22 protein-coding genes are annotated in these 20508 nt (G+C 66.7%); 10 read left to right on the plus strand and 12 right to left on the minus strand.

What is annotated here, in order from left to right; genetic code table 11:
* The first annotated feature begins 224 nt into the window (after positions 1-224).
* Genes Q4G50_RS05775 through Q4G50_RS05785 form a run of 3 tightly spaced genes read left to right on the plus strand, consistent with a single transcriptional unit; the run spans position 225 to position 3453 of the window.
* On the plus strand, positions 225-1190 hold the full coding sequence (locus Q4G50_RS05775) for a 1-phosphofructokinase family hexose kinase (RefSeq protein ID WP_303376700.1): 966 nt from the start codon (positions 225-227) through the stop codon (positions 1188-1190).
* On the plus strand, positions 1171-3144 hold the full coding sequence (locus tag Q4G50_RS05780) for a fructose-specific PTS transporter subunit EIIC (protein WP_303376701.1): 1974 nt from the start codon (positions 1171-1173) through the stop codon (positions 3142-3144). The genes Q4G50_RS05775 and Q4G50_RS05780 overlap by 20 nt, the downstream gene beginning before the upstream one ends.
* Positions 3145-3186: 42 nt before the next feature.
* Positions 3187-3453, plus strand: a complete 267-nt coding sequence (locus Q4G50_RS05785) for an HPr family phosphocarrier protein (protein WP_303376702.1) — start codon at positions 3187-3189, stop codon at positions 3451-3453.
* Positions 3454-3502: 49 nt separating this feature from the next.
* Here the strand turns inward: Q4G50_RS05785 and Q4G50_RS05790 are convergent, their stop codons facing one another.
* The 3 genes from Q4G50_RS05790 to Q4G50_RS05800 form a co-directional block, all read right to left on the minus strand.
* Entirely contained in the window at positions 3503-3871 is a 369-nt protein-coding gene (locus tag Q4G50_RS05790; protein WP_303376703.1) for a hypothetical protein, read from the minus strand.
* Positions 3872-3954: 83 nt separating this feature from the next.
* On the minus strand, positions 3955-4419 hold the full coding sequence (locus Q4G50_RS05795) for a GyrI-like domain-containing protein (RefSeq protein WP_303376704.1): 465 nt from the start codon (positions 4417-4419) through the stop codon (positions 3955-3957).
* 5 nt (positions 4420-4424) lie between these two features.
* Complete coding sequence (locus Q4G50_RS05800; RefSeq protein ID WP_303376705.1) at positions 4425-5717, minus strand: uracil-xanthine permease family protein; 1293 nt, start codon at positions 5715-5717, stop codon at positions 4425-4427.
* 24 nt (positions 5718-5741) lie between these two features.
* On the opposite strand from Q4G50_RS05800, the gene Q4G50_RS05805 reads away from it, so the two are divergent.
* Positions 5742-5978, plus strand: coding sequence for a hypothetical protein (locus tag Q4G50_RS05805; RefSeq protein ID WP_303376706.1), 237 nt, complete (start codon positions 5742-5744; stop codon positions 5976-5978).
* A gap of 30 nt (positions 5979-6008) precedes the next feature.
* Here Q4G50_RS05805 and hflX read toward each other — a convergent pair whose 3' ends face one another.
* The 4 genes from hflX to Q4G50_RS05825 are packed head-to-tail and all read right to left on the minus strand — an operon-like array spanning position 6009 to position 9866.
* Complete coding sequence (gene hflX, locus Q4G50_RS05810) at positions 6009-7538, minus strand: GTPase HflX (RefSeq protein WP_303376707.1); 1530 nt, start codon at positions 7536-7538, stop codon at positions 6009-6011.
* Positions 7535-7780: a hypothetical protein gene (locus tag Q4G50_RS05815; RefSeq protein WP_303376708.1), complete on the minus strand. Its 246-nt coding sequence runs from the start codon at positions 7778-7780 to the stop codon at positions 7535-7537. Before Q4G50_RS05815 ends, hflX begins: the two co-directional genes overlap by 4 nt.
* Entirely contained in the window at positions 7777-9633 is a 1857-nt protein-coding gene (gene feoB, locus Q4G50_RS05820) for a ferrous iron transport protein B (RefSeq protein ID WP_303376709.1), read from the minus strand. Before feoB ends, Q4G50_RS05815 begins: the two co-directional genes overlap by 4 nt.
* Entirely contained in the window at positions 9630-9866 is a 237-nt protein-coding gene (locus Q4G50_RS05825; RefSeq protein ID WP_303376710.1) for a FeoA family protein, read from the minus strand. The genes feoB and Q4G50_RS05825 overlap by 4 nt, the downstream gene beginning before the upstream one ends.
* A gap of 117 nt (positions 9867-9983) precedes the next feature.
* On the opposite strand from Q4G50_RS05825, the gene Q4G50_RS05830 reads away from it, so the two are divergent.
* Positions 9984-10730: a hypothetical protein gene (locus Q4G50_RS05830; RefSeq protein ID WP_303376711.1), complete on the plus strand. Its 747-nt coding sequence runs from the start codon at positions 9984-9986 to the stop codon at positions 10728-10730.
* A 10-nt stretch (positions 10731-10740) separates the two neighbouring features.
* A complete protein-coding gene (locus Q4G50_RS05835) occupies positions 10741-11271 on the plus strand; it encodes a hypothetical protein (protein WP_303376712.1) in 531 nt (176 codons plus the stop codon).
* On the opposite strand, the gene dapF is transcribed toward Q4G50_RS05835, so the two are convergent.
* The 3 genes from dapF to Q4G50_RS05850 form a co-directional block, all read right to left on the minus strand.
* Positions 11268-12053: a diaminopimelate epimerase gene (gene dapF / locus Q4G50_RS05840; RefSeq protein WP_303376749.1), complete on the minus strand. Its 786-nt coding sequence runs from the start codon at positions 12051-12053 to the stop codon at positions 11268-11270. The genes Q4G50_RS05835 and dapF overlap by 4 nt on opposite strands.
* A gap of 115 nt (positions 12054-12168) precedes the next feature.
* A complete protein-coding gene (miaA, locus tag Q4G50_RS05845; protein ID WP_303376713.1) occupies positions 12169-13077 on the minus strand; it encodes a tRNA (adenosine(37)-N6)-dimethylallyltransferase MiaA in 909 nt (302 codons plus the stop codon).
* Positions 13065-13655 (minus strand): hypothetical protein, encoded by a 591-nt coding sequence (locus tag Q4G50_RS05850; RefSeq protein WP_303376750.1) that lies wholly within the window; start codon positions 13653-13655, stop codon positions 13065-13067. The genes miaA and Q4G50_RS05850 overlap by 13 nt, the downstream gene beginning before the upstream one ends.
* A gap of 99 nt (positions 13656-13754) precedes the next feature.
* Between Q4G50_RS05850 and Q4G50_RS05855 the strand changes: the two genes are divergently transcribed.
* Complete coding sequence (locus Q4G50_RS05855) at positions 13755-15113, plus strand: DUF349 domain-containing protein (protein ID WP_303376714.1); 1359 nt, start codon at positions 13755-13757, stop codon at positions 15111-15113.
* Positions 15114-16139, plus strand: coding sequence for a GNAT family N-acetyltransferase (locus tag Q4G50_RS05860; RefSeq protein ID WP_303376715.1), 1026 nt, complete (start codon positions 15114-15116; stop codon positions 16137-16139). It abuts the gene before it with no gap.
* A gap of 363 nt (positions 16140-16502) precedes the next feature.
* Here the strand turns inward: Q4G50_RS05860 and Q4G50_RS05865 are convergent, their stop codons facing one another.
* Positions 16503-17120 (minus strand): hypothetical protein, encoded by a 618-nt coding sequence (locus tag Q4G50_RS05865; protein WP_303376716.1) that lies wholly within the window; start codon positions 17118-17120, stop codon positions 16503-16505.
* Between the two features lie 39 nt (positions 17121-17159).
* Positions 17160-18668: a tRNA (N6-isopentenyl adenosine(37)-C2)-methylthiotransferase MiaB gene (gene miaB, locus Q4G50_RS05870; RefSeq protein WP_303376717.1), complete on the minus strand. Its 1509-nt coding sequence runs from the start codon at positions 18666-18668 to the stop codon at positions 17160-17162.
* Between the two features lie 194 nt (positions 18669-18862).
* On the opposite strand from miaB, the gene gluA reads away from it, so the two are divergent.
* The gene (gene gluA, locus Q4G50_RS05875; RefSeq protein ID WP_303376718.1) at positions 18863-19591 is read left to right on the plus strand and encodes a glutamate ABC transporter ATP-binding protein GluA; all 729 of its coding nucleotides are present in this window, start codon (positions 18863-18865) and stop codon (positions 19589-19591) included.
* Positions 19592-19609: 18 nt separating this feature from the next.
* The gene (locus tag Q4G50_RS05880; protein WP_303376719.1) at positions 19610-20488 is read left to right on the plus strand and encodes a glutamate ABC transporter substrate-binding protein; all 879 of its coding nucleotides are present in this window, start codon (positions 19610-19612) and stop codon (positions 20486-20488) included.
* Positions 20489-20508 lie beyond the last annotated feature (20 nt).

Genomic DNA, 20508 nt, shown 5'->3' on the forward strand with positions numbered 1-20508 from the left:
CACCCACTTGACAACCGGACACAAACGGGCAAGAATAAACTCACAATCAAACATAGATTGTGAGTTAGTTCATGTTCCGTAGTCATCCGGCCGCGCACGTGACCCCCTTTCACCGGCCCCGACTAGCCCGCCCGTAGGATTGACGCATTTCAGGCCGCATCCAGCGTCCTGTCAACCACAGCATCACCTGATTTTCCGAACGGACACCGACGAGGGAGCCCATCGTGATCCTCACCCTGACGCCCAACCCGAGCATCGACGCGACGATGCAACTGGAGGACAGGTTGCGACGTGGCCTGGTCCACCGCCCCACGGCCATTACCCAGGTCGCGGGCGGCAAGGGCGTCAACGTCACCCACGCTCTCTCGTTGGCCGACCGGCTCAGCCTCGCTTTGTTCCCGGCGGACAGCAATGACCCTTTCGTCGCTCTCGCCCGCCAGGCTGGCATACCCTTCCACTGCATCCCGGTCGAGGAGGGCGTGCGCATCAACACCACGCTCACTGAGCCGGACGGCACCACCACCAAGATCAACGGCTTGGGCGCCACCATTACGCCCCGCACCCGTCGCACCATTGAGGACACCGTCACCCGCCTGTGCGGCAACGCGTCCTGGCTGGTCATGGCGGGTTCTTTGCCGCCGGGGGTGCCGGATGACTGGTACACCACGCTCATCGCGGCGGTGCGCGCCACCCACCCGGACATGCTCATCGCGGTGGATACCTCGGACCAGGCGATGCAGACTCTCGGCGCAGGGCTGGAGAAGGCCGCCCCGACGCTGATCAAGCCCAATGGTCTGGAGCTGGGGCAGCTGGTCGGCCGCGACGGCGCCGCCATGGAGGCGGCTGCCGCGGAGGGTGATGTCACCGAGGTGGTCGACGCGGCCCGGATTGTCATTCAACGGGGCATCAACGAGGTGCTGGTCACCCTCGGTTCGGCGGGTGCGGTCCTGGTGACCGCCGAGGGCGCGTGGTTCGCCACTCCCCCGCCCGTCGAGGTGCAGTCCACAGTCGGCGCTGGCGATTCTTCGCTGGCCGGTTATCTCATCGCCCGCGCGGAGGGCGCCGATGAGGCAGGTTGCCTCGCCCGCGCCGTCGCCTATGGCACCGCCGCCACGGGGCTGCCGGGCACCACTATCCCTTCCCCCGCACAACTAAATCTCGAGGAAACCCATGTCTGTCATCTCCCCTGAGCTGGTGCTTCTCGACGCCGACCTCGGCGCCAGCACCACCGACGTCATCACCTCACTCGCGCACACCGTCCATCAGGCAGGTCGCGCCACCTCCCCGCAGGAGCTGGCCGACGCCGCCCTTGACCGTGAGGCCCAGAATCCCACCGGCGTGCCCGGCCAGGTCGCCATCCCGCACTGCCGTAGCGCGGCCGTATCGGAACCTACCCTCGCCTTTGCCCGCCTGTCACGACCGGTGGATTTCGGTGGCCCGGATGGCGACGCCGAACTCGTCTTCCTCATCGCCGCGCCGGAAGGTGGCGGTAAGGCTCACCTGAAGATCCTCTCCAAGCTGGCCCGCGCGCTGGTCCGCGGTGATTTCCGCGAGCGTTTGCGCGCTGCCACCACCCCCGCGGAGGTCGTCGCGGCCGTCGACGAGGTCATCGGGCAGCTGCCCGCCGCCGCGCCGGAAAGAACCCAAATCGTGGCCATCACCGCCTGCCCCACCGGCATCGCGCACACCTACATGGCCGCCGATGCCCTCGCCCAGGCAGCCGCCGACCGTGCGGACGTCGAGCTCCAGGTCGAGACCCAGGGTTCCTCCTCCACCGAGGCACTCGACCCCGAGGTCATCGCCCGCGCCGATGCCGTCATCTTCGCCACCGACGTCGGCGTCCGTGACCGCGAACGCTTCGCAGGCAAGCCGGTCATCGAGTCGGCCGTCAAACGCGCCATCAACGAACCTGGCGTCATGCTCGATGAAGCCGTGACCGCCGCCCGCGATCCGCAGGCCCGGCGGGTGAGCGGGACGGCGTCGATAAGCGAAAAGAAGCAGGAGATGAGCTGGCCGCGCCGTATTCAGCAGGCCGTCATGACCGGTGTCTCGTACATGATTCCGTTTGTCGCGGCGGGCGGCCTGCTCCTCGCGCTCGGTTTCCTCATCGGCGGCTATGACATGGCCAACGGGTGGCAGGCGATCGCGTTGCAGCATTCGCTGGGCAATCTGCCCGGCAATGAGGTGCTTATCGACGGCGCCCCCGTCACCTTCGACCGCTCCGGCCTCGCGCTGTACCTCGGTGCGGTGCTCTTTGCCACCGGCCAGATGGCGATGGGCTTCATCGTCGCTGCCCTGTCCGGTTACACGGCCTATGCCCTGGCCGGGCGCCCCGGCATCGCCCCTGGTTTCGTGGGCGGCGCGATCTCCGTGCTCATCGGAGCCGGCTTCATCGGCGGCCTGGTCACCGGTATCCTCGCCGGACTCATCGCCTACTGGATTGCCTCGTGGAAGGTGCCAAGGATCCTCACCTCGCTCATGCCGGTGGTAATCATCCCGCTGCTGACCTCCCTGGCGATCGGCTTGCTGATGTTCCTGCTGCTCGGCCGCCCGCTGGAGGGCATCATGACGGGGCTGACCAGCTGGTTGTCCTCGATGTCCGGTTCCTCCGCGATCCTGCTGGGCATCATCCTCGGGCTCATGATGTGCTTCGACCTCGGCGGCCCGGTCAACAAGGCGGCCTACCTGTTCGCCACCGCCGGACTGTCCACCGGCGACGCTGCGTCCATGCAGATCATGGCCGCCGTCATGGCGGCGGGCATGGTCCCGCCGATCGCCCTGTCGCTGGCCACGCTCGTGCGCAAGCGCCTGTTCACCCCCGCGGAGCAGGAGAACGGCAAGTCCGCCTGGCTGCTGGGTCTGTCCTTCATCTCCGAGGGAGCGATCCCATTCGCGGCGGCCGATCCGCTGCGCGTGATCCCCTCGATGATGGCCGGTGGTGCGGTCACCGGCGCGCTGTCCATGGCACTCGGCGTGGGCTCCCGCGCCCCGCACGGCGGTGTCTTCGTCCTCTTCGCTATCGAACCATGGTGGGGCTTCCTCCTGGCCATCGTTGCCGGCACCCTGGTCTCCGCGGTGGCCGTCATCGCGCTCAAGCAGTTCTGGCCCACTAAGGCAGTGGCAGTCGCCACAGTGGACGCCTAAACTGGCCTGCATCACCTCTTGTACAACGAAAGGAACACCCCCATGGCTTCCAAGACCGTGACCGTCGGCTCCGCTGTCGGCCTCCACGCCCGCCCCGCTGCCGTCGTCGCTGACGCCGCCGCCGAGTACGACGATGACATCATCCTCACCCTCGTCGGCGACGAGGACGGCGAAGAGGCCGACGCCGCCTCCTCCCTCATGATCATGGCGCTGGGCGCCGAGAAGGGCGATGAGGTCACCGTCACCTCCGACAACGCCGAGGCTGTCGAGAAGATCGCCGCCCTCATCGAGTCCGACCTGGACGCCTGACACACGCGAAAGCCTCCCGGCCACCTGGGCCGGGAGGCTTTTCTCATGCCTAAATATAGGCGATGATGATCGCGTCGTGGCGCTCGGCAGCCGCGGCGAAGAACTTCTGCAGCGGCGGCAGATCATGCGAGTAGGTCAGCTCCCCGACCTCCCCGAGCGCCTTCGCGATCATGGTCACCTGCACCGGCGCCAGCGCATTGCGCGTGGGCTTGTACTGCCACATCTCACCGCCGTTGAGCGCTGGCTCGGCGTGGGTGAGCAACAGATCCTCATCGAGGATGAACCACTCGTCGCTCAGGCGCAGGGTGGGCTGTTGCCCCTCTTCAATGAGCTTATCGACGACCGCCACCCGGTTCGGGTTGACCGTCAGGTGAAGGTAGTCGTCCTTGGAGACGGCGAGATACACAGGAACACGCATGCCTACCGTTCTACCACCGCGAGGGCGTACACCGCGTGGGTCCCGCCTGGCCAAGTGGGGAGTTTGTGACGAAAATCGCGCGATCAGGCCAGCGTGACATACAGGTCGGTGATCATGTCCGCCGGGGCAGCCTCCGGGGTGGGCTCGGTGACGTAGGTCTCCCAGCACACCGCACCCGCCGGCCGCCCGGATTCCCGGACCGCCTCCATCAACTCCTGCCAGGACCGGCCCAGCATGTCGTACGAACCGTGGTGCCGGGTGGTGAACGCCTCACACTCAGGAACGTGGTGCACCAGCTCCGGATACGCGGCCTCCACCGCGGCCACCTGCTCGGGGTGCAGCGGAAAGGCTGCGGCGATGTCGACGGTCTCGGTCAGTGGCGAGAAGTAGTACGCGCGGGCCGGGCCCGCGGGGTACGCACCGACCGCAGCCAGGACGTCGACAAGCCGGGGGTAGGCGCGGTCGAAGAAGGCGGGCAGCCCGTCGGTGGAGACGGTCTCACGCAAGGCGATGAACGCGTGGGCGGCGACGGTGATCTCGAGGGTCATAGCGCCTAATTATAGAACTTGGCGCCCTTACCCTCACCGACGTGAATGTAGAGCCATTTCAGGAGCGGGTAGGCGAGGATGATGCCCGCCGACCCCCAAGCGATACCCTCCAGCTCGATGGCGCCGATGCTCAGCGTCAGGTTGCCGATACCCGCGATAAGTGCGACCGCCGCCGCCGTGAGGTTGACCGGGTTGTTGAAGTTGACCTTGTTGTCCTGCCAGATGCGGATACCCAGCATGCCGATCAGGCCATAGAGCACGATCGTCGCCCCACCCAACACGCCGGTGGGGATGGTGAATATGAGCGCCCCGAACTTCGGGATGAACGCCAGGGCGATGGCGGTGGCCGCCGCCACCCAATACGCGGCCGTGGAGTACACGCGGGTCGCGGCCATGACTCCGATGTTCTCCGCGTAGGTGGTGGTACCGGAGCCGCCGAAGGAACCGGCCAGGGTGGTTGCCAGACCATCCGCGACCAGCGCATCACCAGCCAGGTCATCGAGGTTTTTGCCCGTCATCTCCGACACGGCCTTGACGTGGCCGACGTTTTCCGCGATGAGCACGATGACCACCGGCAGCGTCACCAGGATCGCCGAGAGGTGGAACTCCGGGGTATGAAATTCCGGCACGCCGATCCACGCGGCCTCGCGGATGGTCTCCCCCGCCCCTTCGGCGAGGTTGCCCGTCACCGTGGCGAACACCCAGCCCACGACCACACCGATGAGGATGCCCAGCCGCGCTACCATGCCGCGCCCGGCCACGGTGCACACCAGGATCGCCACCATGGTCACCGCCGCCACCAGGGGCTGCGCCTGGAAGTTGCTCGTGGCCACCGGCGCCAGGTTCAGCCCGATAAGTGCCACGATGGCACCGGTCACCGCCGGCGGCATCACCGCGTCGATGACCTTGCGCCCGGCCGCCTTGACGATGAAACCCACCGCCATGAGCACCACACCAGTGACCAGCACGCCACCGATCTGCGCGCCCGGGCCGTGCTGCTGGCTGGCGATCAGCGGGGCGATGAACGCAAACGACGAACCCAGGTAGGAGGGCAGGCGGTTGCGGGTGATGAGCAGGAAGATCATCGTGCCCAGACCGGAGAACAACAAGGTGGTGTTGACGGGGAATCCGGTCAGGGTGGGAACAAGGAGGGTGGCGCCGAACATCGCCACGACATGTTGCATGCCGATGCCGATGGTGCGGGGCCAGCTCAGGCGCTCGTCGGGTGCGACGACTGCGCCGGGGGCAATTTTGCGACCGTCTCCATGGACGGTCCAACCGAGGCTTTTGATGGTCACGGTTACACAGTAGCGTCGATAAGCATGAATCCTGATACCCAGCCTTTCGCCTTCGGCCGCGATGGCGTGCGCCTTTTCTCGCTCATCGGCAGCGTGCTGGCGGCGTGGTTCTGGTACGAGCAGGAAGGCGGCGGCTGGATTGCCATGATCTGGATGCTGGCTGTGTCCTGGGTGGTGCTGTTTGTCGTGTTCAGCGCGGCGCGGTGGGCGTTCAACCGGCTGTTCGCGTGGGGTGCCCGGCGCGCCGAGGAGGACTCGTAAATACGATTCTCGCATTTGCGAGCATCGTAATTACGATCCCTCTTCCTCCACCGCGAACTCCGCGAGCTCGGCGGCCATGGACTGGGGCAGGCGGACGTCGATAAGCGTGCCGTCCTCGGTGTACTCCTCGGAACGGACCGTGCCGTACTCATGCAGGCGGGAGATGATATCGCCGCGGGTGAAAGGCACCAGCAGCCGCAGGTGGGCGTCCAGCGAATTGAGGAAGAGCTCGATGCGCGCCTCCAGCTCCGGGATGCCTTCGCCGGTGACGGCGGAGACATACACCGCATCCTCGACGGCGTGGCGCAGCTCGGCGAGCACCAGCGGATCGGCCTGATCGATCTTGTTCACCACGATCATCTCCGGCGGGGCGTCCTCGCCGGTCTCCTTGACGATGTCGTAGATCACCTTGTTCACCGCCTCGATCTGCTTGAGCGGGAACGGATCGGAACCGTCGACGACATGCAGCACCAGGTCAGCAGCCAACACTTCCTCCAGTGTCGACTTGAAGGCCTCGACCAGCTGCGTCGGCAGGTGGCGCACGAAACCGACGGTGTCGGTGAAAACCACCGCGCGACCGTCCGCCAGTTCGGCGCGCCGGGTCGTGGGGTCCAGGGTGGCGAACAGCGCGTCCTCCACCAGCACACCCGCCCCGGTCAGCGCATTGATGAGCGAGGACTTGCCCGCATTCGTATACCCCGCGATAGCGATCTGCGGGATCGTCGACTCCTGCCGGCGCTGCCGCTTGATCTCACGCGCCGTCTTCATACCCGACAGCTCGCGGCGCAGCTTCGCCATTTCCTGGCGCAGGCGACGACGATCCGCCTCGATGCGCGTCTCACCCGGGCCACGCAGTCCCACGCCACCATTGGAGCCGGCGCGGCCACCCGCCTGGCGCGAGAGGTTGCCACCCCAACCGCGCACGCGGGTGTAGAGGTACTCCATCTGGGCCAGCGAGACCTGCGCCTTACCTTCCTTGGACTTCGCGTGCTGGGCGAAGATGTCGAGGATGAGCATGGTGCGGTCGATGACCTTGGTGTTCAGCGCTGTCTCCAGGGCGACGAGCTGGCCGGGCGAGAGCTCACCGTCACACACAACGGTGTCGGCGTCGGTGGCGGCGATGATGTCCTTGAGTTCATTCACCTTGCCGGAGCCGATGTAGGTGCCCGGATCCGGCTTGTCGCGGCGCTGGTAGAGCATCTCAAGCACCTCCGCGCCGGCGGTCTCGGCCAGTGCGGCCAGCTCCGCCATGTTGGCGTCGACCTCAGCGGAGGTGCCTTCTGTCCACACGCCGACGAGGATGACCTGCTCGAGGCGCAGTTTGCGGTACTCGACCTCGGTGATGTCCTCGCTGTCGCGGGAGCGGATCTCCGTATCCCGGGTGACGCGCCGGAAGCGGTTACGTTCGGCGAGGTCGAGCTCACCGGTGGTGGGGGTCAGCAGGTCGGAGAGATCCGTGCCGGGATCCTCCGGGACGGTTGACTGCGGGGCGTTGTCGCGGAAGGCGCGAGCCAGCAGCTCATCGTGCGAATCAGGGTTGTTCTGTGAAACATCAGTCATTTCTGTTCATTGTTCCACGCCTGCCCCAGGTTGAACAGCACCGGTCCGCCGCAGCCGGCCTCCACCGGGCACCCGCCACATCCCGTAGAGGCACACGAGGTGGGCCGGTGGAAGTGCAGCAGGACCGCGCTGACCAGTGTCAACGGCAGCCCGGTCACGGTGGCGATCTCCGCGCTCGTGCCTGCCCCACCGGCCACCGCCGCGCGGATCTGCGCGACCGGGCTCCTCACTGGCGCGCTCACAGCCACACGCTCAGCAGCTGGAAGGTACCCACGGCCAGAAGCCACGCCACACCCAACTGCAACACCACTCCGGCAAGTGTCCACGGCAGTCCGATCTCCCGCCGCTGCGCCGCGAGGGTGGCCACGCACGGGGTGTAGGCGAGCAGGAACATCATGAACGCCCACACCGCGGCCAGGGCATGCCCGCCGGAGGTCTCCTCGAAGTCGCGGGTGATCGCAGTGGACAATTCCTCATCCGGGTAGGTCTGCGCCCAGGTGGAGATGACCGCCTCCTTGGCCACGAACCCGGTGATGAGCGCGCCGGTAATCGCGCCCGAGCCAAATCCGGCCGGGGCGAAGATGGGCGCCATCGCTTCCGCGGTCACGCCATAGGCGGAGTCGGCGACCGCGAGATCCGGGTCGCCGAATTCGTGGTCCCCGCGCACCGGGGTGGCCTGCAGGAGAAACACGATGGCGACGCACGCCACGATGATGGTCGAGGCGGTCTTGAGGAACCCCGCGAGACGGGTCCAGGTCATGCGGGTGACCATGCGCGCCCCGGGGAGCTGATAGCGCGGGAGATCAATGACCAGTGGCTCGGAGCCGAAACTGCGCCACAGCAGGCGCCGCACCGCCATGCCCACCACGACGATGAGCAGCACCGATATGACATACATCGCGAAGACAACGGTGCCGGCGCGATCGGGGAAGAAGGTGGTGGCGAGCATGACGTAGACAGCCAGGCGCGCCGTGCAGGAGGCGAAGGGGATGAGTAGGGCGGTGAGGATACGGTGTTCCCGTTTGCCCAGGATGCGGGTCGCGGAGATTGCCGGCACGTTGCACCCGAATCCGACAATGAGCGGCAGGAAGGCCCGCCCGGGCAGCCCGATGGCGCGCATCACCCGATCGGCCACCACCGCGGCGCGGGCCATGTAGCCGGAGTCCTCCAGCACGGCCAGGCAGATGAACATCAAGGCCATGAGCGGCACGAAAGTCAACACCATGCCGACACCGGCCACCAGACCATCGACGATGATCGCCTCCCCCAGCCGGGGCAGCGGCAGGGCGCGCAGAGCATCGGACACCGGACCCGCAAACAGCCCGTCGAGCCAGTCCTGCAGCGGCGCAGCCACGGTGGTGGTGATCTGGAACACCACCCACATCACCGCAAGAAACAGCCCCGGCCCGGCGACCGGGTGCAGCGCGACCGCATCGAGGCGGTCGCTGAACCCGCGTTCCGGCTGCTTATCGACGCTGCCCTCTACCACCCCGGCAATCCATCCGAAACGTTCCTCCGCGGCGTCGAGTTCCCCGCCCCAGGGGGCGTTGCGACGCCGCCGTGGCTCCTCCGCCAGTGCCTTTTCCACCGCGGGCGCCAGGGCGTCCAGGCCCCGGCGGTGGCGCGGATCGACGTCGACCACCGGCGCGTCCAACCGGGTGGCCAGCTCGGTGATGTTGATCCCCGGGGCGAGATCCGCCTTGGTCACCGCGATGAGCACCCGCAGGTTGCGTTCCAACAGCTGGGTGACCAGGTACAATCCGCGGGCCAGGGCGGTGGCGTCGACGGTGACAATGATGAGGTCGGGCGGGGCGTCGATAAGCATGTCCCGCGTGAAAGCCTCGTCCGGGCTGACCGGGTCGAGGGAGTACGCGCCGGGCAGATCGATGAGGTCGAAGGGGCGGGCCGCGGTGTGCCAGGTACTGCGCGAGATCTCCACCGAGGTGCCCGGCCAGTTACCCTCCTGCACGCGCGCGCCGCTTAGCGCGTTAAACAGGGTGGATTTGCCCGAGTTGGGGGCGCCGACGACGGCGATGACCGGGGAACCTTCCGGCGCCGAACGCAGGGCGCCGTCGTGACAGCAGGGGGCGTTCATGACACTGTCGCCACGGTGAGGCGGGAGGCGGTCTGCCGGTCAATGACGTAGCGCGTCGCCCCGATGCAGATGAGGCAGGCGCCGCCGATGGCCGTGCGGTCGAGACTGAGTTCGGTGCCGTCGTGCAGGCCGAGTTCGATAAGCCTGCGGCGCAGGTGCTGGGGAAGCTGGGGGTCAACGGCGCACAGGCGCAGCGGGCAGCGGCGGGGCGCGTCGGTCAGTGGGCAGGTCATGGAGGTCTCTCTGACTATGAGTAGGTAAGCCAAGCCTTACCTTACACCTATGTGTGTGCCGGGGAAAGCGTCCCCGCAGATTTCCCCCTCCCCCACACCGCGATAGACTGAACAACCATGAGCACTGACCTGAAGAGCATCGGCCTGGGATTCGACAAGTGGCAGGACGCCGTCGAAGCCGCCATCGCCACCAACCAGCTGGTTGTCGCCGGCGAAATCCGCGGCGGACAGCTGATCCAGTTCACCGACGCCTCCGGCGCCCAGATCAACATCCTCGCCGTCGAACCCTTCGCCACCTTCGCCGGCTTCGAAGCAGTCACCCAGACCTTCGCGCACGTCAGCATGGTCAACGACGTCCTCGCCCTCTGCGAGATCATCACCCCGGACGGCACCGTGCTCGCCTCGGTCACCGCCAACCTCGCCCAGGGCCCCCTGCTTGTCGACGCCCCCACTCAGACCTGGCAGCAGATCTCCGTCACCGCCCTCGGCCTGGACACCGCCGTCTACGAATCCCCCGAGGCCTACGAGGCCGCCTCCGGCCAGCCCGCCGGCGAGCTCGTCTCCGAGGGCGCCCAGCTGGTCACCTCCGGATCCGGCGCCGCCGCCCCGGACGCCTCCGCCTTCTTCTCCGCCCGCATCCTCGACGCCGAGTACCGCCACAACCAGCTCACCGGCCAGCGCTTCATCCACGCCACCGTGGACGGCGCTTTCCCCTTTGACCTGTGCCTTATCGACGCACCGGAGCTCCCTGCACGGGGATCTGTCGTCGCCGGCACCGCGATGCTCGCCGCCTCCGTCCTGACCCCCATGTCCGGCGGCGGTTGCGGAGGGTGCGGCGGAAGCTGCGGCTGCGGCGGACACTAAGGCCCTTGACATGCCTGACCGGATGCTCATCCGCCCAGAACCCCACCGGCAGTGGTTGGTCCTGGCGATCATCCTGCTCGCCTGCGTCGCCGTCCTAGGGATCTTCCGGCTGCAGGGGCTGCTGCTCATCATCCCGATCCTGGTGGTGGCCGCCTTCGTGATGACCCGTCGTCCCGACACCCGCGAAACCACCGCGTTGCGCTCATCAATCCTGCTCAGCGCCGATGACATCCGGGACGTCGTCGCCGAATTCGAGCGCTTCGCCGACAGCCCGGACACCACCGCCATCGCCGATCGCACCCTCGCACGCCCCGCGCTGCTTGATCTCGACTGCACCGACCCCGACATCGCCGCCTTCCACCACGCTTACGCGACCGCGCGTCGTTTCCTCGGGCGCCTCGATGCCCGCCTCGCCAACGAATCCCTCGAAGTACCCCAGCTGGAGTCGTTGCTGCAGGTCACCGACATGCGGGCACTCGAGCTCAAAGAGACGTGGCTGGCGGCGCGACAAGCCGCACAGCGGCTGGGGCCGGACTACTAGATCACCGTGTGGCCGCTCGCGATGATCCGCGAGGGGCCGGTGAGGGTCGAGCGCTGCCCGTCAATACTCACCTGCACGCTCCCACCGGGGATATGCACGGTGACTGTCCCGTCCGTGCGCCCGGCATCGGCCAGTGCCGCGCGGGCCGCGGCGACGGTGCCCGTGCCACAGGAGCGGGTCTCCCCCACCCCGCGTTCATGGACACGCATGTGCACGGCGTTGTCGATGAGCGGGGTGAGGATCTCCACGTTGACCCCGCCGGGGAAGAACTCCCGGTCATAGTCAGGGTCGGGCAGTGTCAGCGCTCGCAGGGTATCCGGGGTCAGTCCGGGCAGTACGCATGCTAAGTGCGGATTGCCCATATCCACACCGAGGCCAGACACGTGGAGTTCCCCCAACCGAGCGGTAGACAGGCCCGTGACTTCCGCGGGGCCCATCTCGACGGTGACCTGCGCATCCGTGTCCGACCACTCGCGCACGATCACGGGCCGGTCGCCGGCGCGGGTGCCCACGATGAATTCATCGGTATCCACCAGCCCACGGGAGCGCAGCCAATGCGCGAAGACCCGCACGCCGTTGCCGCACATCTCCGCGATGGAGCCATCGGCGTTGCGGTAGTCCATGAACCACTGGCCACCCGTGTCCACCGCGCGCAACAGGCCATCGGCCCCCAGGCCCGCGCGGCGCTCACACAGGGCGCGGACCTGCTGCCGCGTGGGATCGACGGAGGCGTCGATGATGAGGAAATCGTTCTCCGTGCCGTGGCCCTTGGCGAAGCTGATGGTGTTCACCGGAGTGATTCTAGAACGACCGCGTTGTGACATGCCCCTTTGTCACCTAGCGCCCGGGAAAAGCCCAGGTCGCGCGGCGATCCTTTCAGAATCGGGGTACGTCCGTTCACCGCAGTGCCGCCAGTGCCGCTGCTGCGGGGTCTTTGTCGGCGACCAACCACGTGATCCGCGGGTCACGGTTGAACCAGGAACGCTGGCGACGCACATAACGGCGGGTTCCGGTGATGGTCCGCTCAACCGCCTCCTCCCAGCTCAGCTCCCCCGCCCGCGCAGCCAGCACCTGCGCGTAGCCGATCGCCCGGCCTGCGGTGGAATCGGCCACAAGCCCGTGCTCTGTGACCAACTGTTCCACCTCCTCGACCAGGCCGCGGTCGAACATGAGGCGAGTGCGCAGTTCAATGCGCGGGTTGAGCCACTCCGCCTGCGTGCGCAACCCGAGGATGCGTGAACCCCAGCGCGGGGGCGCATCCTTCGGTGGCTGAGAGGCCTGGAAAGGCTGTCCCGTCATCTCAATGACTTCCAGAGCCCGGACAGTGCGGCGCGGATCTTTGTCCTCGATGATGGCGGCGGCTGCCGGGTCCACCGCGGCTAACTCAGCATGCAGAGCATCGATGCCGATCTCCCCCAGGCGTTGCTCATAGCGCGCCCGGACCATGGGGTCGGTGGGCGGGAACTGCCAGTCATCGATGAGTGACTGCACATAGAGCATTGAACCGCCGACCAGAATGGGCACCTTACCGCGAGCCATGATGTCCTCCACATCAGCCACGGCATCGGCCTGGTAGCGCGCCACCGAGGCGGTCTCGGTGACATCCCACACGTCAAGCTGGTGGTGTGGGATGCCCTCGCGTTCCTCCACGCTCAACTTCGCCGTACCGATATCCATGCCCCGGTAGAGCTGCATGGAATCGACATTGACCACCTCCCCACCAAGCTCATGGGCGAGCGCTAAGCCCAGCGCCGACTTCCCGGAGGCCGTCGGGCCGACCACCGCGATCGGTGTCAGATCTGCCATGCCGCCACATACCTTCCCACGCCGTGCGTGCTATCTGCCTCCAGGAGCTCCGCGTTGTGTGGGCGCAGGGCCGCGAGTTCCTCCCACAGTTGGGTTTCGATGATGCCTGACTCTGCTGGCAGCTCCCCCGGCGGCTGGCCCGCCAACATCGCCCGGCACCACGCATCTGCCCGCGCCGCCCCCGGCAGCAAAGCCAAAGGCGCCCGCTCCGTCAATCCGGCCGAACCATCCACGGCCACGATAGTCAAGGCTGCAGGCTCGATTTCGTCGAGCTGCCCGCGTACCGAGGCCACCCGCAAGGCAGCCTCGCCCAGCACGTAACGTTGCACCAACTCCGGCAGGAAACGCCCCGTGCCCACCTGAACCTGCGGCGCACCCCAGGCCCGGAACGATCCCTCCACTCCGGTCTCCCACCGTGCTGCACGCGAGGAGACGAGGTGGATGGGGGCGCAGCTAGCGTCGATGAGCGAGCGCAGCCGCGCCACCATGCGGGCGCCGACGGTATCACGCGGCGCCAGCTCATGGACCAGCGACGGCGACCCCGGCATGACGACAAGATTGGTGCTCACCCGCGCAATCCTACTGACTACTGCTGACAGGCCCGAACGCAGCGCGGTATGTTAGTTGGAGCACTATCGGCAGCCGTGACGCGCGGCATGAAGCAAAGGACCACCGAGATGACCAACTCCCCGACGCCGTCCCCCACGCCCGGCCCCAAGCCCGGCCCGGGACCGAAGCCTGGTCCTCTGCCGGGCACCGGCAACCGCCCTACTCCCTCCCCGCGACCGGCCACACCCGTCGCCGCCCGCCCGCCGAAGAACGATCCTGCCAAGTGGGGGCGTGTCGACGCGGACGGCGCCGTGTTCGTCACCACCGCCGAAGGGGAGCGACAGATCGGATCCTGGCAGGCCGGCACCCCGGAGGAGGGTCTGGCCCACTACGGCACCCGCTTCGATGACCTGGCCACCGAGGTCGAGCTCCTCGAAGCCCGCCTGACCGCCCACCCGGATGACGCCAACTCCATCAAGGAGGCCGCCGGGCACCTCCGGGAGACTCTGCCTGAGGCCGCTGTCATCGGCGACATCGCTGGTCTGGACAAGCGCCTGTCCGACATCATGGAGCACTCCGAGGCCGCCGGCGAGCAGGCCAAGGCCGACCGCGCGAAGCGCCGCGAGCAGGCGATCGCCCGCAAGGAGGCACTCGCCACCGAGGCAGAGGAACTCGCCGAGAACTCCACCGAGTGGAAGGTGGCCGGCGACCGCCTCCGCGCCATCCTCGAGGAGTGGAAGACTATCCGCGGCATTGACCGCAAGACCGACGATGCGCTGTGGAAGCGCTACTCCCGCGCCCGCGACGCCTTCAACCGCCGTCGTGGCTCCCACTTCGCCGAGCTCGACCGGGGTCGTGCCGCCGCCCGCCGCACCAAGGAAGCGCTCGTCGAGCGCGCCGAGGCACTCAAGGATTCCACTGAGTGGAATGACACGGCGCGCGCCTACCGTGACCTCATGAAGGAATGGAAGGCCGCCGGCCGCGCCCCCCGCGAGGTCGACGACAAGCTGTGGGAAGCTTTCCGCGCTGCCCAGGACCACTTCTTCAACGCCCGCAACGCGGTCAACGAGGAACGCGACAAGGAATTCGTCGCCAACGCCGAAGCCAAGGACGCGCTTCTCGCAGAATATGACTCCCAGATCGACCCAGCCAAGGGCCTCGACGGTGCCCGCGCCAAGCTGCGCGAGCTGCAGGAGAAGTGGGATGAGATCGGCTACGTCCCACGTAACCAGGTCCGCGAGTACGAGGAGAAGATCGGCGCGGTAGAAAAGCGTGTCTCCGAGGCGGAGGAGTCCCAGTGGCGCCGCACCGACCCGGAGGCCCAGGCCCGCGCCCAACAGTTCCTGGACAAGGTCGCCGAATTCACCGCCCAGGCCGAGGCCGCCGAAGCCAAGGGCAACACGAAGAAGGCCGAGAAGCTGCGCGGCCAGGCTGCCCAGTGGCAGGAGTGGGCCGACGCCGCCGCGAAGGCTGTCGAGGACCTCTAGTTGCAGCCTTCGCCACTTGATCGGCCGGTTCCGGGTGCGGAACCGGCCGATGACGTTATCAACCTGGTCTTCCTGGCCAACCTCGCCGCGCAGGAGACCACCGGCGACACCGCTTCCTCTACCTCGGTGGAGCGGGTGCTCCATCGCCTGCGTGGTTCCACGGAGTATGACACCCGCGGCTTCAAGCTCGTGGTCCCCGGGGAGGATCCGGCCGGTTACCTCCTGCTGAGCACTCCCCTGCTGGAGGACACGGCAGTCGTCGACGCTGAGATCATCCTCGATGCCGCCCACCTCCCCCTCCCCGGCGCCGACTTCGAGCCGGAGGGCCGGGCGGTGCTGGAGCGTCTCTACGAGGCCGCCGAATCGGAGGCGGCACGTCTGGGCCGCACCATTGTGCAGACCTGGCTGCTCCACCCGGCCGACGAGCCTGTCGGCACCGGCGACTGGGCGGATATGCTGCGTGGACGCGGCTATGAGCTAGGCCTGCAGGAGATCCAGGGCGTGGTTGGGGTTGGTCCCGCCCCGACATGGCCGGCGGGCATCCGCGTTGACCTGGTCCGGGACCTGTGCTTCCCCGCCCCGCTCGTGGAGGGGGTGTTAGCGCTTTATTACCAGGCCAGTCTCGATGTCCCCCATGGTGGCATGCACGCCGAGCCGGTCAATTGGACACCGGAGCGCCTGGCGGCTGCCGCTGCCCGCGTGCGCGGCACCCGTCGGCAGGTGGTGTCGGTCGTGTTATCAGACACCAGCGGCGTGATCGGGATCAGCGAGATCACCCGCTTCCCTGGCTCCGAACCCGGTATCGCGGAACAAGGCATCACGGTCATCGCACCCTCGGCCCGCGGCCACGGTTACGGGCTCCGTCTCAAGCAGGCGGTGCTGCGGGCGGCGGCTGCAGAACTGGGTGCGGTGCGGGTCTACACCTCCAACGCGGCCGACAACTCGTGGATGATCGACATCAATCGGCGCCTGGGGTGGCGCGTGATTTCGGGTGGTTCGGGCTGGCAGAAGGTTCTCGATTCTTAAGAGCGCGTTGTCACATACCCCGACTCCTCCTGCGCGGTAATTCCACCAGGGGAAAAGCCGAGACCGCCGGACATCGGGGTACGTCCGCACGCGGCTTGGCCGGCAGCACTGCGCAACCGTCCCTGACATGCCACACTGCAAGACATGAACACGGTCGGGGGGCCTGTCATCACGACAGCGAAAATGTCAGCAGCGCAGCGTCAGCGCATCATCCGCGGGTAAAAGAAGAACGAGTACGTCCGCCCCGTCCCGGGCTTTTTCATGGAACGGGATCAGTATGAGGACCTGGTGCGGGAGGAGCAGATCAAGGCCCGCGTCGTAGACAGGCGGACCTCCGCCGACCTGGGGTTATGTCTACGCCAATCAGTCCTTCTTGTGGCGTTCGGTGGCGCGGGAACGACGGTCGTCGACCAACAGCGGGTTGTCTTCCGCCTGCACGTTGGCCTGCTGCTGCATGCGTCCGACTTCATCGAGGTTGTCGGATGCCGCGCGCTCCCGGGCCAGTTTCTCCTGCTCGGGGTTGCGGCGGAAGATCGTCAGCGCGTAACCCAGGAAGGCCAGGACCACGGCAATGAGTGACACCCAGAAGCCCAGGCCCATCTCCACCCCGTCGTCAGCACTGGCGCGGGTCTGGCGCAGCCACAGGGCGAACACAGAGTAGGCCAGCCCGACGGTAGTCAGCATCCAGGCGGGAATCGCCACCGCCAGGCGGCGAGTGATCACCGTCAGCGTGGTCAGCACACCGACGCCGAGGAAAATCAGCGTGGCGTAGATGTACTCGGTGACCTTGATGCCGGCGTCGTCGGCGGCCGGCAGGTGGAAGAGGACCTCGTAGCCGCGGACGGAACCGGCCTGCGGCAACACCAGAGCAAGTACGTATAAAACCAGTGCCCCGACGAAAAGCCACAGCCGTCCTCCCAGGTCAAGTCGGGACGCGACCCGCTTCTCGCGGGTGGCCAGTTCCTGATGGGTGTCAGACACGTGAAGTTCTCCTTGGGGTCGTCTGTAGTGCAGCCTATCTCAGCAGCCGCAGGAATCCGCGGCGGCCGGGGGTGTGGCCGGGCGCCCGATTGACGGCAGGCCCAGGCCGACGCCGATGGGTTCGGTGGTGGGCACCTGGCCGGCGGCGGACATGTCTCCGGCGCGGGTGCGGCGGTGGCTGAGCACGCCTGCGTCGGCCAGCAGGTGGTGCGGGGCGGAGTCGGTGATGGTGGTGGTGACGATGTCACCGGGGCGGATGTCACCGTCGAGCGCTCCGACGGGCTCGAAGTGGACGAGGCGGCCGTCGCGGGCGCGGCCGGTCAGGCGGCCGGTCTTCTTGCGGCCCTCGGCCTGGACGAGGAGTTCGACCTCGGTGCCGACCAGCTTGGCGTTCTCCTCGGCGGAGACCCGCTCCTGCAGGGCGAGGAGGCGCTCGAAGCGTTCCTGGACTACTTCCTTGGGGATCTGGTCTGCATACTCGGCGGCCGGCGTGCCGGGGCGCGGGGAGTACTGGAAGGTGTAGGCGGAGGTGAAGCGGGCCTTTTTCACGACGTCGAGGGTGTCCTGGAAATCCTCCTCGGTTTCCCCGGGGAAGCCGACGATGATGTCGGTGGTGATGGAGGCGTGCGGGATCTTAGTCCGCACCTCGTCGAGGATGGCGAGGAACTTCTTGGATCGGTAGGAGCGGCGCATCTCCTTGAGCACCTTGTCGGATCCGGACTGCAGCGGCATGTGCAGCTGTGGGCACACGGCGGGGGTTTCGGCCATGGCGTCGATGACGTCGGAGGTGAATTCGGCCGGGTGCGGGGAGGTGAAGCGCAGGCGCTCTAGTCCGTCGATCTGCCCGCAGGCGCGCAGGAGCTTGGAGAAGGCGGAGCGGTCGCGCTCCATGTCGGGGTCGGCGAAGTTGACGCCGTAGGCGTTGACGTTCTGGCCCAGCAGGGTCACCTCGGTGACCCCTTGGTCGACGAGTGCCTGCACCTCGGCGAGGATGTCGCCGGGGCGGCGGTCGATCTCCTTGCCGCGCAGTGCGGGCACGATGCAGAAGGTGCAGGTGTTGTTGCAGCCGACGGACACTGACACCCATCCGGCGTAGGCGGATTCGCGTTTGGCGGGCAGGACGGAGGGGAATGCCTCGAGGGCGTCGACGATCTCGACCTGCGCCTTCTCGTTGTGCCGGGCGCGTTCCAGCAGGGTCGGCAGGGAGCCGATGTTGTGGGTGCCGAACACCACGTCCACCCACGGTGCGCGGGAGACGACGGTGTCGCGGTCCTTCTGCGCCAGGCACCCGCCGACGGCGATCTGCAGGCCGGGATGTTCGCGCTTGGTCGCGCGCAGGGATCCGAGGGTGCCGTAGAGGCGCTCGTCGGCGTTCTCGCGGACGGCGCAGGTGTTGAACACGATGAGGTCCGGCTGCGTATCCGCCGCCGCGGTATATCCGGCCTCCTCCAGAAGCCCGGAGAGGCGCTCGGAATCGTGGACGTTCATCTGGCACCCGAAGGTGCGCACTTCATAGGTGCGGGGGGTATCGGTCTCAAGCTGTGCCACGGGAGGTCATTGTATCGGCGCGGGGTGTTTCGGCCTAAACGATGGCGGGGGCGTCGATAAGCAATTAACAAACTTTGCCTCGTTGCTGAAAAGTTAAGCAAAACTCGTATGGCCCGGGGAGCTTTATGTCTAAGATCTCTCCTATGACCCAGACCACACCCCCATCGGAACGTGTTCCAGCTAACGCGGACATCATGATTCGGATGACGGACGTGCAGAAGTATTTCGACGACTTCCACGCGCTCAAGGACATCAACCTGAAGATCCCGCGCGGTCAGGTCGTCGTGGTACTCGGGCCGTCCGGCTCCGGTAAGTCCACGCTGTGCCGCACCATCAACCGCCTCGAAACCATCGAGGACGGCCACATCGAGATCGACGGCGTCCTCCTCCCCGAGGAGGGCAAGGACCTGGCGAGGTTGCGTGCCGATGTCGGCATGGTCTTCCAGTCCTTCAACCTCTTCCCGCACCTGACCATCAAGGACAACGTCACACTCGGTCCGATGAAGGTGCGCAAGAAGAAGAAGGCGGAGGCCGAGCAGCGCGCCATGGAGCTATTGGAACGGGTCGGCATCGCCAACCAGGCCGAAAAATACCCGGCACAACTGTCGGGCGGCCAGCAGCAGCGCGTGGCGATTGCCCGCGCGCTGGCGATGAGCCCCAAAGTCATGCTTTTCGACGAGCCCACCTCCGCCCTTGACCCCGAAATGGTCAACGAGGTCCTCGACGTCATGGCCAGCCTGGCCAAGGAAGGCATGACGATGGTGGTGGTCACCCACGAGATGGGGTTCGCGCGCCGCGCCGCGGACCGGGTCTTGTTCATGGCTGACGGGGCGATCGTCGAGGACGACACCCCCGAGAACTTCTTCACCAATCCGCGGACAGATCGCGCCAAGGACTTCCTCGGCAAGATCCTCTCCCACTAAAGACAAGGAATCAACGACATGAAGCGCAACATTTTCCGTATCTCCGCCCTGACCTCCACTGCCGTTCTGGCTGGTATCACTCTCGCCGCGTGTGGTGATTCCGCGGGTGGCGGTGACGGCATGCTCGCCGCCATCGAGTCCGGTGAGGTGACCGTGGGCACCAAGTACGATCAGCCGGGCCTGGGCCTGCATAACCCGGATGGCTCCATGACCGGCCTGGATGTGGATGTCGCGGAGTACGTGGTCAACCACATCGCCGAGGAGAATGGGTGGGATGCCCCGACCATCACCTGGCGTGAGACCCCGTCCGCGCAGCGTGAGACCCTCATCCAGAACGGCGAGGTGGATCTCATTGCCGCGACCTACTCGATCAACAAGGGCCGTTCCGAGTCCGTCAACTTCGGTGGCCCCTACCTGATCACCCACCAGGCGCTGCTGGTGCGCGAGGACGAGACTGAGATCACTGATCTGGAGTCCCTCGACGGCAAGATCCTCTGCTCGGTCACCGGCTCCACCCCGGCGCAGAAGGTCAAGGATGCCCTGCCGGGTGTCCAGCTGCAGGAGTACGACACCTACTCCTCCTGCGTGGAGGCGCTGCGCCAGGGCAACATCGACGCGATGACCACCGACGCGACCATTCTGCTCGGCTACTCCGCGCAGGCCCCGGGCCAGTTCAAGGTCATTGAGATGGAGAAGGACGGCGAGCCTTTCACCAACGAGTACTACGGCATCGGCCTGGCCAAGGATGATTCCGAGGCGACGGATGCCATCAACGCCGCTTTGACCGAGCTGCATGAGTCGGGCGACTTCGACCGTCTCCTGCAGGAGAACCTCGGCGGCGATGAGGCCGTGTCCCCGGGTGAGCCGGGCGATCTGTCCTTCCTCGACGAGAACTAGTCCGCACGCAAGGAGTTATC

The sequence above is a fragment of the Corynebacterium sp. genome, assembly GCF_030538285.1.
Lineage (GTDB): Bacteria > Actinomycetota > Actinomycetes > Mycobacteriales > Mycobacteriaceae > Corynebacterium.